The sequence below is a fragment of the Kitasatospora sp. NPDC086791 genome, assembly GCF_040685975.1.
Classification (GTDB): domain Bacteria; phylum Actinomycetota; class Actinomycetes; order Streptomycetales; family Streptomycetaceae; genus Kitasatospora.
The window spans coordinates 461,330-473,069 of the sequence record NZ_JBFBOC010000001.1 but is presented as its reverse complement, the minus strand read 5'-3'; the positions used below and the strand labels follow the sequence as shown (position 1 = coordinate 473,069).

The following is an 11,740-nucleotide window of genomic DNA, read 5'->3' as shown; positions in this document are numbered from 1 at the left end:
TCCGCCAGGCATTCGGTGACAGCCGTATTCATGGCCGAATCGCCGCGCAATGGCTTGATGTCAACTGACTGTTCGTCAGGGGTCCGGATTCGATGGCAATGTGTGGGTAGTCGTACCACCTTCTGACCTGGTGCACACCGATCGTGTACACGATGACGAATGGCTGAACTGTGCGCATGACCCGTTCGGATCGCAACGAAGCGACCACGCGGCCCCGCTTCCCCGGCGAGAAACTCACCACCCAGGAGTTCTCCCGGCTGGCCGGCACCGTCGGCGGCTACCCCTACGTGAAAATCGTGCTCGACCGCGCCGAGTCGGTGCTCCACTTCATCGACAGTGCGGACGGCATGCTCCACGTCCGCTACATCGCGTGCGAGATACTCGGCATGTCGATCGACGAACTCGCCGCCGGGCTTGATTCGTTCAATGACGATGTCTACCGGAATCCCGATCGCCGTTTCCTTCTCGGCACCCTCGCCCTGCACACCCGGGGCGGTTTGGCGGCGGAAACGGACCACGGCCGGGCGGCCGACACCTTCCTGTCCCTGGAGACCGTCGACGTCGACACCATGTCCCAGGACATGCTGCGCTTCTTCTACCACCGGGTGCGCGACCGGATCGACCCGGCGCTGCCGCTGCTCCTCAAGCCGGCCAACCACCGGCAGGAGGCCTACGTCGCGGGGATCCCGGAGAGCGAGATACCGCGCGTCCTGTCCCACGAGCTCTACTCCACGGCCTCGTTCGTGCCGCTGAACCCCGGCCGGGCCCACGGGCGGCTGCGGGTGTTCCGCTCGGAGGCGGAGTACCGGGCCGACCCGGAGCCGCTGGAGTGGCACGACATCGTCGTGATGCCCCGGGTGCCCGAGGACGTCCCCCGGGTGTCCGGCATCATCCACACCGAGCACACCACCCCGCTCTCCCACATCAACGTGATGGCCGCCGGGTGGCGGATCCCCAACGCCGTCGGCGTGGGGGCGGCCGACCGGATCGAGCGGGCCGGACTGGCCGGCCGGTGGGTCCACTACCGGGTCGACGCCGACGGCACCGACCTCCACCTCGCCGCCGCGCCGCCGCGCGAGGACGGTGACCGGCCGACGCCGGCACCGCGGGCCGAACGGGTCACCGTGGACCGGCCCGACCTCGCGCCCACCCCCGTCACCCCGCTGACCGACCTGCGCGCGGGCGACCACGTCCGCTTCGGCACCAAGGCCGCCAACCTCGGCGAACTCACCCACCTGCTGCAGCACGGCTCCCCGCACTGGCTCGGCTTCTACCGCGTCCCGCGGCCGCCCCGGGACAACCTGCTGCGCTACCTCGCCCGGCAGCTCGGCCTCCCGGACGACGCGGACGAGGCCGAGCTGGACCGCGCCGCGCAGCGCCTGGTGAAGGAGCACGCCCAGGTACCGCGCGGGATCGTGCTGCCCTTCTCCCTCCAGCAGCGCTTCCTGGACTCCTCCGCGGAACTGCGGGGTGCCCTCGACCGGCTCGACTCCGCGCTCCGGGACGGGACTCCGGACGTCGGCGGGCTCTGCCTCGACGCGCAGCGGCTGATCCGCGCCACCCCGCTGCCCGACCCGGTCCGCACCGAGCTCGACCGGGCGCTCGACCGGCACCTGTACGGCGCGCCCGTCCTGGTCGTCCGCAGTTCCTCGAACGCCGAGGACCTGTCCGGCTTCTCCGCCGCCGGACTGTACGAGTCGGTGGCGGACGTCAGCGGAACGGACGCGGTCGCCGACGCGGTCCGCGAGGTGTGGGCCTCGCTGCTGTCGCCGCGCGCCGTACGGCTGCGGCACCAGGCGGGCATCCCGCTGGACCGCTGCCGCATGGGCGTCGTCGTCCAGGAGCAGGTCGGCGCCACCGTCGGCGGCGTCCTGGTCACCTGCAACCCGCTGAGCCCGCAGGACTTCCGCAGCGTCTACCTCAACATCTCGCCGCGCTCGGTGACCGAGGTGGTCACCGGCGAGGGAGCCCCGCTCCAGTACCTCTGCAACACCATGGAGGGCGGCAGCCGCACGATCTCGCTGGGCAGCACCGGCACCGACCTGGACGGGCCGACCAAGGAACTCGTCGGCCGCCTCGCCCTGATCAGCCGGCTGCTGCAGGCGCACTTCTCGCCCGACGAGTCCTCCGCGGCCCCGGTCGACATCGAGTGGGCGATCGAGGGCGACCGGATCGACCTCTTGCAGCTGCGTCCCTTCCGCACCGCCGGCTGACACCTCCCTGGCGCGACGACGCCGGGCCGCCGAGCGCGCCCGGGGCCGACCGTGCCCCGGGCCCAGTGAACTTCCCTCAGGAGAGAGCACCGTGAAACGGATCCTGTACGTCTACGTCAAGGGCGGAGCCCCGCTCGAATACGCCTTCCCCCGCATCGCCGACTGCGGGGAACTGCACGTCCTCGCGCTGGCGCCGCTGCCCACCACCGCCGAGGAGCTGTGGCGGCCCAGCTGCAGCAGCATCGAGCTGGTCCCCGAGGCGCCGCGCGGCGACGCCCTGGTCGAGCTGATCGTGGCGCACGCGAGGTCCGTCGGGGCCGACGCGGTGCTGACGCTCTCGGAGTTCGCGGTGCTGGCCGTCGCGCACGCCGCGCGCCGGCTCGGCCTGGCCGGCCCGGGCGAGGGGATCGTCCGCGCCCGCGACAAGCGGCTGATGCGGGAGGCCTGGGCGGCCGCCGGGGTGCCGATCCCCGGGTTCCGCCGGGTCGACAGCCTCGCGGACCTGGAAGCCGCGCTGGCCGAGTTCACGCCACCGCTGCTGCTCAAGCCGGCCTGGGGCGCCGGTTCGGTCGCGCAGATCGTGCTCCACTCCGCGGCGGACGCCGCCCCGGCGTGGGGCGAGATCGAGCGCGGTCTCCGGGCGGGCGGCCGGGTCGGCATGAACGAGCTCTACGCCCCGGACACCGACCGGGACCGGCTGGTCGAGGAGATCGTCCAGGGGTCCACCGAGGGCTGGTACGAGGAGCCCGGCTACGGCGACTACGTGAGCGTGGAGGGGATCGTCGCGGACGGCGTCCACCGTCCGCTGGCCATCACCGCCAAGCTGCCGACCGTGCCGTCCTTCGTCGAGGTGGCCAGCACCTCGCCCTCCGTCATGGCGGTGCCGCTGCAGCGCCGGATCGAGGAGGTCGCGCGGCAGGCCGTCGACGCGCTCGGGCTGGAGAACTGCGGCACCCACACCGAGCTCAAGCTGATGAAGGACGGCGAGCTGGTGGTCATCGAGACCGCGGCCCGCTTCGGCGGACTGCTGACGACCCGGCAGGTCCACGAGGTGTTCGGGCTCGACCCGATCGGGATGCTGGTCCGGCAGTTGTTGGGCGAGCGGGTCGACTACCCCGAGGCCATGCTCACCGACGGGGTCCGGGCCGCCGCCTCGGTGGCCGTCGTCCCGGCCGACGCGTTCGGCGTGCCCTGGCGCACCCGGCCGGTCTGGAACCCGCAGGCCGTGGACTGGCCGGGCCTGCTGTCCCCGGGCAGCACCATCGAGGCCGTCCCCGGCTTCGCGATGCCGACCGGCGAGCCGGTGCCCGCCTTCGACCCCTCCGCGGGCTCGCGCAACTGGCTGGGGGTCTACCTGCTCGGCGCCGTCGACGCCGACACCCTGCGGCGCGACTGCAACGCGGTGCTGAACGGCCTGGAAGCCGCCCTGCACCGTGCCGCCGAGCACGCCACCGGTCCGGCCGACGACCGCGCCGCCGGCTGATCCGGTCCGTCACCTGCTGAGGAATCCGATGCGAGTACTGTTCGCCGGCGCACCCGGCGTCGGCCACCTCTTCCCGCTGGTCCCGCTGGCCAGGGCGATGCGCGAACTCGGCCACGAGGTCGCGGTGGCCTCGATGGACGGCGGCGAGCCGGTCGCCGCGTCCGGCCTGCCCTACCTGCCGCTCGCCCCGGGCGTCGACTGGCGCCGGGAGATCCGGGAGGCCGGCCGCACCGGGCGGCCCGACCTGATGCGGCGGGTCGTCGGGACCAACGCGGCCGACCGCGAGGCCTTCGTCCCGCTGGCCGCCCGGGTCAACAGCGCGGTGGCCGACGCGGCCGTCGACCTCGCCGCGCGGTGGCGGCCCGACCTGGTGGTGTACGAGTACCTGTTCCCGGTCGCCCTCCTCGCGGCGGGCACCCTGGGCGCGCCCGCCGTCCAGCACGACCTGGGATTCGTCCGCACCCCCGGGCTGCGCGCGCTGATGCTCGCGGAGATGGCGGACACCTTCGCCCGGCACGGCATCGACCCGCTGCCCGAACCGGCCGCCACCGTCGACCTCGCCCCGCCGAGCATGGCCGGGGCCCAGCGGTACGGTTGCGCGCTGCGGCCCGTCGCCTACAACGGCGAAGGCGCCCTCCCCGAGCCGCTGGCCGCACCCGCCGACCGCCCGCGGGTCGCGGTCACGCTGGGGACCGTACCGCCCAAGACCGACGGCCTGACCAGGATCGAACGGGTGATCGCGGCCGCCGCCGAGGTCGACGCCGACTTCGTCCTGGCCACCGGCGAACTCGACCTCGGCACGCTCGGCACCCTGCCGGACAACGTCCGCGCGTACGGCTGGGTGCCCTGGCGCGCCCTGCTGGGCACCAGCACCGCCGCGATCCACCACGGCGGCAGCGGCACCGCGCTCGCCGCCCTCGACGCGGGCATCCCGCAACTCGCCCTGCCCGACGGCTCCGACCGCTTCATCAACGCCGAGGCGGTCCGCGACCGCGGCGCCGGCCTCAGCGCGGGCGCCGAGGAGATCGGCCCGGCACTGCTGGACCGTCTGCTCACCGATGCCGCCCTGGCCCGGACGGCCCGTGAGGTCAGCGCCGAGATCGCGGCGATGCCGGGCCCGGCCGCGGTGGCGGAGAAGCTCGTGGGGCTCGCGGGCTGAGGCCGGTCGGCGGGGTGCTGGGGAACGCCGTCCGCCGCGCCGTCGTCCTGGGCGCGGGCGCGGGCGCGGGCGCGGGCGCGGGCGTGGGCAGCGGCCCCGGTTCAGGCGACCAGGTCGGGCAGCCGGGCCCCCGACGGGCGGGGCGGCGCCCCGGCCGACAGGTCGCGGCCGAGCGGGAGCAGCGCCTCCGCCGGGACTCCGTACGTCAGCACCCGGTCGGCGTCCCGGGCGTGCTGGACCGCGGTGTCCAGCACGCCGGGGAACCGGGTCCGGCTGCAGGTGCGCCGCTGGACGGCGGCGACCCACGGCAGGGCCATCCCGATGCCCGCGTAGGCGCGGGCGCGTCCATCCGGCCAGGTCGGGTCGAGGGCGTGGCCGTGGCCATCGGTGCACCAGGCGTGGTGGGTGACGGTGCCGTCGGCCTCGATCACGTAGCCCTCGACGTACGCCAGGTCGGGCGATCTACGGGCGATGCGCCAGGCGTTGGGGAAGCTGGCGCCGCCGTTGCCCCGGCGGGGCATGCCGGTCGGCCAGGGGGACGGGGTCTGGAACCGCCCCTGGGCGAGGACCACGGCCTCGGCGGTCAGCCTGCCGCGCGCGGCCCTCGCCCGCAGCGCGTCGACAAGGACCCGCTCGTCGCGGGAGGTTCCGGCGTTCACGGTGGAGGACACGTTCGTCAGTCTTCGCAGCCCCCAGGGGCGGCGCGAGAAGTACTACGCCATCCGATGCCGGGGCCGCCCTACACCGCGCCGAGGAAACCGGGGTCGCCCGGCCCCAGTCGGCCCGCGAACTCGGCCGCGATCCCGAGGACTTCGCGCATCGGCACGGCCCGCCGGGTGGTGGCTGACGGGTCCGCCTGCGCCTCCTCGGACCACAGGAACGGGTAGACCGTGATGCCCTGCGAGAGGGCGAGTTCCGCGGCCTCGGCGCGCCAACCGGGCCAGCGCAGTCCGGCGTAGAGCGCCTCCGGGCCGCTCGAGAGGAGCCAGGACACCCATGCGGAGTGGCCCATGTCCAGGGCCTCCCACTCCAGCGTGTCGGGGGCGAAGTAGGTCATCTGCCCCGGCACGCCCGGGCGGCCCGCGGCGGCGGGATCGTAACCGTTGAGCGTGAAGACCCCGCCCACGGCGTCGTGGCCGACGACCAGGCCGGTGGCCGGGTGCCAGGCGGGGTCGAACGCGGCGGGGAACCGGTTGACCCGCCCCAGGCTCGGCAGGCCGCCGTCCGCGGCCGGGCCGCCGCCGAAGACGCGCACCCAGCCGTGGTCCAGGACCAGCCCGCCGGTGTTGAGCACCAGGGCGCCGAGCACGGAACGCGCGGTGACCTGCAACTGCAGCAGGCAGCGGCGACCCTCCGCACGATCGGCGGGCAGCACCCGGGCGGGCACGGGACTTCCCGCGAGCGCCGCCTGCAGCTCCGGCCACGCCGGATCGTCCACTTCGGTCAGTTCGTCGATCGCGCGCATCCGAGGATGATCGCACCGCGGCGGGGCGCCGCGCCGGTCGGGGTCACACCCGGGGCATCACCGCCGCCGCGATCTCCCGGACGCGCTCGCGCATCCTCGCGTACGCCAGGTCGTGCCGCTCCGGCGGCGTTTGCCGTCGCGCACCGCGATGACCCGCTCCCACCAGCGGGACCGTTCCTCCTCGGCGCCGGCCCCCTCGCACCGGGTCGGATACCGCTGCCGTCGCCACCTCCACCCCTCCTCCGCCCGGGCCCGGAGACACCGAGCCGTACGACGCCATCCCACCCGGCTGGATCCCGACCGGGGTTCAGGGCAGGCGGGATGGCCATGGACCCTTCCGGGAAGCGAATGTGGCGGAAGGTCGGAGAAGGTGGTGACCATTCGTCGGGAGTTCCGGCTGCGGCCGACGACGGGTTGACAGCGCCGTGCCGGTGGCCTGTCGGTGCTGTGAGCGGTCTGTTCGTGTGCTGTGGGCGGCCCGCCGCAGGGTGGGTGACGGCAGCATCACCGACCCACGGGAGGTCCACCGTGTCGAGCAACACCGTGTCGAGCAACACCGCACCGAGCGGCGGCAGCGCGCGCACCACTTCGGTCCTGGTCTCCGGCGGAGGGATCGCCGGCACCGCCCTCGCCTACTGGCTGGAGCGCTACGGCTTCCGCGTCACCGTCGTCGAGCGCGCCCCCGCGCTGCGCGGCGGCGGCCAGGCGGTGGACATCCGCGGCAACGCCTTGGAGGTGGTCGAGCGGATGGGGCTGTCGGAGGAGGTCCGGGCCCGCCGGACCGGTCTGCGCGGGATGTCCGTGGTGGACGCGGCCGGCCGCGAGCTGAGCCGCTCCACCGAGTGGACGGCCACCGGCGGCCCGGTCGGCGGCCCCGACGTGGAGATCCTGCGCGACGAACTCGCGGACCTGATCGCGGGGGCCTCCGGGCCCGGCATCGAGTACCGGTTCGACGACTCGATCGACACGCTCGTCCAGTACGCGGACGGCGTCCAGGTCCGGTTCCGCAGCGGCACCGAGCGGTCCTTCGACCTGGTGGTGGGCGCCGACGGCCTGCACTCGAACACCCGCCGCCTGGTGTTCGGCCCCGAGGCCGACTACCTGCACCCCGTCGGCACCTACATCGCGGGCTGGAGCGCCCCCAACCACCTGGGCCTCGACCGCTGGGAGGTCGTCCACCAGGCCGCCGCGGGCTGGACCTGCCTGGCGATGACCGTCCGCGACAACACCGAACTGCGGGTCTTCGTCGGCTTCCGCAGCGACGAGCCGCTCGACCGCATGCTGCCCAGGGACCGTGGCGAGCAGCGCCGGCTGGTCGCCGAGCGGTGCGCCCACCTGGGCTGGGAGATGCCGCGCTTCCTCCGGGCGATGGCCGAGACGGAGGCCTTCCACTACGACGTCGTCGCCCAGATCCGGATGGACCGCTGGTCCCACGGCCGCGTCGTCCTGCTCGGCGACGCGGGCTACTGCTGCTCGCCGTTCACCGGCCAGGGCACCAGCGTGGCCCTGACCGCCGCCTACGTCCTGGCCGGGGAGCTGCACGCGGCGGACGGCGACCACCGCACCGCCTACCCGGCCTACGAGCGGCGGCTGCGCGACCACGTGGCGGCCAACCAGGCCATCCTGGAGCTGACCGCCGCCCGCTACGGCGGCGACACCGCGACTGACGGGACCATGGACGGCACGGCCCCCGGGCCGGAGATGGAGGCGGCCTTCCGCGCCGCCACCACCTTCGACCTGCCCGACTACTGACGGACCGACAGCCGGGGACACCGCCCCCGGCAGCCCGAGGCGGTCGAGCAGCGCGTGGCGGCGTCGGCCGGGTCCGGCACGTCGACGAGCTGGCCCGACTGCGCTCCGCCGTCGAGGACTTGGGCATCTACGGGGCCGGACGCGACGACGAGACGTACTCGACCTCGCTCGTCCTGGACGGGTCCAGGCTCGCGGAGCCGGCCGAGGCCTGGGTCCCGGTGGTCACTCCCGACGGCCCGTTGCGGGAGACATGGATCCGGTAGATGCGGCAGATCCGGTCGATCGGGCGGGTCGGGCACCTCCGGGCGGGTCCGTGCGGGATTCTGCGGCGGAGGACGTCGAGAAGGGCCCGCCGGCTCCGACCACCGGTCGGAGTGGTCCCGTCGGGGCCCGCGCATCCGAGGGAGTCACGAGATGAAGTTCCTGATCAGCCTGCACATCAACCCGGCCGTGCTGGACGCGCTGACCGACGAGGAGAGGGAGGCGATCGGCGTCGGGCACGGCAGGTTCATCGAGGAGTTGAAGGAGTCGGGCGAGCTGATCCTGACGCAGGCGCTGGTCGACCCGTCGCAGGCCGCCGTGGTGACCGTCCGCAACGGGCAGCCGGTGGTGACCGACGGGCCGTTCCTGGAGGCCAAGGAGTACCTGGGCGGCTTCTACCTGATCGACTGCGAGGACAAGCACCGGGCGGTCGAACTGGCGGCCCGGATCCCGGACACCCGGATCGAGGGTCTGGGTGTCGAGGTGCGGCAGGTGATGTTCTCCGACGGAAACTTGGAGGCATGACCGCACCGACACCACCGCCGACACCACCGAAGACACCGACACCACCGAAGTCACCGGCACCACCGACGGCGCCGGGCGTCGAGGACCTGCTGCGTGGGCTCACGCCGCAGGTCCTCGGCACGCTGGTCCGCAAGTACGGCCGGTTCGAGGGGTGCGAGGACGCGGTGCAGGAGGCCGGGCTCGCCGCCGCCGTGCAGTGGCCGTCCGAGGGGGTGCCGGGCAACCCGCGCGGCTGGCTGGTGACGGTCGCGTCCCGGCGGCTGGTCGACCAGGTGCGCAGCGACCGGGCGCGGCGCGAGCGGGAGTCGGCGACGGCGGCCGCCGAGGTGGTGCCGGAGGAGGTGCCGGACACCGACGACACGCTCCTGCTGCTGTTCCTGTGCTGCCACCCGGCGTTGACCGCCGCCTCGCAGACCGCCCTGACGCTGCGGGCGGTCGGCGGGCTGACCACGGCGGAGATCGCCCGCGCGTTCCTGGTGCCGGAGGCGACGATGGCGGCCCGGATCAGCCGGGCCAAGCAGCGGATCAGGGCCGCCGGCAGCTCGTTCGCCCTGCCCGGGGGTGCCGGGCGGGAGGACCGGCTGCGGGTCGTCCTGCACGTGCTCTACCTGATCTTCAACGAGGGCTACACCGCTTCCTCGGGCGGCGAGTTGGACCGGCCCGACCTCGCGCGCGAGGCGATCCGGCTGACCCGGTCGGTGTACGCGCAGCTGCCCGGGGACGGCGAGGTGGCCGGGCTGCTCGCGCTGATGCTGCTGACCCACGCCCGCCGGCCCGCCCGGACGACGGCCGCAGGCGACCTGGTCCCGCTGGGCGAGCAGGACCGTACGGCGTGGGACCGCGCGCTGATCGACGAGGGCACCGCGCTGGTCAAGGCGGCGCTGGCCGGGCCGTCGCTCGGGCCGTACCGGCTGCAGGCCGCCATCGCGGCCACGCACGCCGACGCGGCCACCGCCGGGGACACCGACTGGCGGCAGGTGCACGGCCTCTACCTGATCCTGGAGCGGATCGCGCCCAATCCGGTGGTCACCCTGAACCGCGCCATCGCGCTGGCCGAGGTCGAGGGCCCGCAGGCCGGTCTGGCGCTCCTCGCGCCCCTGGACGGCGACGCCCGGATGGCCGGGCACCACCGGCTGCTGTCGGTCCGGGCGCACCTGCTGGAGAAGGGCGGCGACCGGGCCGGGGCGTACGAGCACTACCGCCGGGCCGCCCGGGCCACCCCGAGCCTCGCCGAGCAGCGGTACCTGGAGGGCCGGGCGGGACGGGTGCGGCCGGCCTGACCGGCCCTTCGTCGTGGCCCGGCCCGATGCCCGTCGCCGTGGCCTCGGGTGGGGGTCAGAGGCCGAGGGCGTCGGCGGTCTGTTCCGCCGTCCAGGCGAAGAGGTCGCCCGCCGGGTCGATCGAGCCGACCAGGTGGCCGTGCAGCTCGAAGCCGATCAGGCCGACGAGCTGGATCCAGGCGGTGACGGCGCGGGCGAGGACGTGCGGCGGGAGGCCGGGGGCGAGGGCGGCGGCCAGCGCGGCCAGCTGCTCGGGCAGGGCGCCCCGGGGGGCGGGGCCGGGCGGGGTGGGCCGCAGGGGGGCGTCGCGGACCACCGCGAGTAGGGCGAGGGGCAGCCGGGTGGCCGGTTCGACGGTGTCCCGGGGTGCCGCGTAGCCGGGGACGGGGGTGCCGTAGACCAGGGCGAACTCGTGCGGGTTGGCGCGGGCCCAGTCGCGGGCGGCGGTCCACAGGGCGCACCAGCGGTCGCGGGGGGCGGCCCCCGCCGTTCCGGCCAGGGCGTGGTCGGCGACGTCGCCGAGTTCGTCGTAGGCGTCGATGATCAGCGCGGTCAGCAGCTCGTCCCGGCCGGCGAAGTAGCGGTACAGGGCGGACGAGGCCATGCCCAGCTCGCGGGCGACGGCCCGGAGCGACAGCTGCTGGGCGCCGACGGAGGCGAGCTGGCGGCGCGCTTCCTGCTTGATCTCGCGGGTGAGTTCCTCGCGGGCCCGTTCGCGGGCGGTCCGGATCGCTGGCATGGGGACAGCCTGCCACATGTCGGAGCGGTGCACACGAACGAGAGCAGTGCTCTTGCCCGGATCGCTCGCCGGTGCCATGCTGGACCCAGCGAAACGAGAGCAGTGCTCTCGAAAGGGATCGGCAGTCGCGAACCGCATGTCGCCGCGGTCACGAACCACGGCCACAAAGCACGGCCCAGGAACCACAGCCCACAAGGCACGGCCCCACGGAATCGAGGAAGACCGATGACCCGGAACGAGAACCCGAACCGGCAGCAGCAGCAGCCGACCGGCCCCGCCACCCGCGTGGTGATGCCGACCACCCGCCTCGGCGCCGTCGCCCTCCGGCTGGTCAACGACGCGGTCGCCGCCCTCACCCGGGCCGGTGTCAGCCTCTGGGGCTCCCGGGTGCTCGCCGTGCGCGGCCGCAAGAGCGGCGAGTGGCGCACCAACCCCGTCAACCTGCTCACCCACGACGGCGAGCGCTACCTGGTCGCCCCGCGCGGCCACACCCAGTGGGTCCGCAACCTCCGGGCGGCCGGCACCGGCGAACTGCGCGTCGGGCGCCGCGCCGAGGCCTTCCGCGCCGTCGAGCTCCCGGACGCCGACAAGCCCGAGGTGCTGCGCGCCTACCTGCGCCGCTGGAAGTGGGAGGTCGGCTACTTCTTCGACGGGATCGGCCCCGACGCCCCGGCCGAGGACCTGCTCCGAGTCGCCCCCGGGTACCCGGTCTTCCGGCTCACCGGTTCACCGGCGACCGACTGAGCGTGCCGGTAGCGGGGCCGGCCGGACGGTAGGGCGCCCCGCCCGCGTTCCCGGGAGCGGCAGTTCGGCGGTGGGCCCCCGCGCGGCCGTGGTCGCGCGGGGGCCGCAGGCGGCGGGGC

The 11,740-nt window shown here is 74.5% G+C and carries 11 protein-coding genes; 8 read left to right on the top strand and 3 right to left on the bottom strand.

What is annotated here, in order from left to right; genetic code table 11:
* Positions 1 to 176 precede the first annotated feature (176 nt).
* The 3 genes from AB0Q99_RS01790 (at position 177) to AB0Q99_RS01780 (ending at position 4,855) form a co-directional block, all read left to right on the top strand.
* Complete coding sequence (locus tag AB0Q99_RS01790) at positions 177 to 2,213, top strand: PEP/pyruvate-binding domain-containing protein (RefSeq protein ID WP_363567396.1); 2,037 nt, start codon at positions 177 to 179, stop codon at positions 2,211 to 2,213.
* A 91-nt stretch (positions 2,214 to 2,304) separates the two neighbouring features.
* A complete protein-coding gene (locus tag AB0Q99_RS01785) occupies positions 2,305 to 3,696 on the top strand; it encodes an ATP-grasp domain-containing protein (protein WP_363567395.1) in 1,392 nt (463 codons plus the stop codon).
* Between the two features lie 28 nt (positions 3,697 to 3,724).
* Positions 3,725 to 4,855, top strand: a complete 1,131-nt coding sequence (locus AB0Q99_RS01780) for a nucleotide disphospho-sugar-binding domain-containing protein (RefSeq protein WP_363567393.1) — start codon at positions 3,725 to 3,727, stop codon at positions 4,853 to 4,855.
* A gap of 101 nt (positions 4,856 to 4,956) precedes the next feature.
* Here the strand turns inward: AB0Q99_RS01780 and AB0Q99_RS01775 are convergent, their stop codons facing one another.
* On the bottom strand, positions 4,957 to 5,526 hold the full coding sequence (locus tag AB0Q99_RS01775) for a hypothetical protein (protein WP_363567392.1): 570 nt from the start codon (positions 5,524 to 5,526) through the stop codon (positions 4,957 to 4,959).
* Positions 5,527 to 5,594: 68 nt separating this feature from the next.
* Positions 5,595 to 6,320 (bottom strand): DUF2625 family protein, encoded by a 726-nt coding sequence (locus AB0Q99_RS01770; protein ID WP_363567390.1) that lies wholly within the window; start codon positions 6,318 to 6,320, stop codon positions 5,595 to 5,597.
* A 528-nt stretch (positions 6,321 to 6,848) separates the two neighbouring features.
* On the opposite strand from AB0Q99_RS01770, the gene AB0Q99_RS01765 reads away from it, so the two are divergent.
* The 4 genes from AB0Q99_RS01765 to AB0Q99_RS01750 all read left to right on the top strand — a co-directional run bounded on the left by AB0Q99_RS01765 (position 6,849) and on the right by AB0Q99_RS01750 (position 10,138).
* The gene (locus AB0Q99_RS01765) at positions 6,849 to 8,072 is read left to right on the top strand and encodes an FAD-dependent monooxygenase (RefSeq protein WP_363567388.1); all 1,224 of its coding nucleotides are present in this window, start codon (positions 6,849 to 6,851) and stop codon (positions 8,070 to 8,072) included.
* A complete protein-coding gene (locus AB0Q99_RS01760; RefSeq protein WP_363568187.1) occupies positions 8,069 to 8,335 on the top strand; it encodes a DUF6210 family protein in 267 nt (88 codons plus the stop codon). The genes AB0Q99_RS01765 and AB0Q99_RS01760 overlap by 4 nt, the downstream gene beginning before the upstream one ends.
* Positions 8,336 to 8,486: 151 nt before the next feature.
* Complete coding sequence (locus AB0Q99_RS01755) at positions 8,487 to 8,858, top strand: YciI family protein (RefSeq protein ID WP_363567387.1); 372 nt, start codon at positions 8,487 to 8,489, stop codon at positions 8,856 to 8,858.
* Positions 8,855 to 10,138 (top strand): DUF6596 domain-containing protein, encoded by a 1,284-nt coding sequence (locus AB0Q99_RS01750; protein ID WP_363567385.1) that lies wholly within the window; start codon positions 8,855 to 8,857, stop codon positions 10,136 to 10,138. Before AB0Q99_RS01755 ends, AB0Q99_RS01750 begins: the two co-directional genes overlap by 4 nt.
* A gap of 55 nt (positions 10,139 to 10,193) precedes the next feature.
* Here AB0Q99_RS01750 and AB0Q99_RS01745 read toward each other — a convergent pair whose 3' ends face one another.
* The gene (locus tag AB0Q99_RS01745; RefSeq protein WP_363567383.1) at positions 10,194 to 10,877 is read right to left on the bottom strand and encodes a TetR/AcrR family transcriptional regulator; all 684 of its coding nucleotides are present in this window, start codon (positions 10,875 to 10,877) and stop codon (positions 10,194 to 10,196) included.
* Positions 10,878 to 11,168: 291 nt separating this feature from the next.
* On the opposite strand from AB0Q99_RS01745, the gene AB0Q99_RS01740 reads away from it, so the two are divergent.
* Positions 11,169 to 11,621: a nitroreductase family deazaflavin-dependent oxidoreductase gene (locus AB0Q99_RS01740; RefSeq protein ID WP_363568185.1), complete on the top strand. Its 453-nt coding sequence runs from the start codon at positions 11,169 to 11,171 to the stop codon at positions 11,619 to 11,621.
* The last annotated feature ends 119 nt before the right edge of the window (positions 11,622 to 11,740 follow it).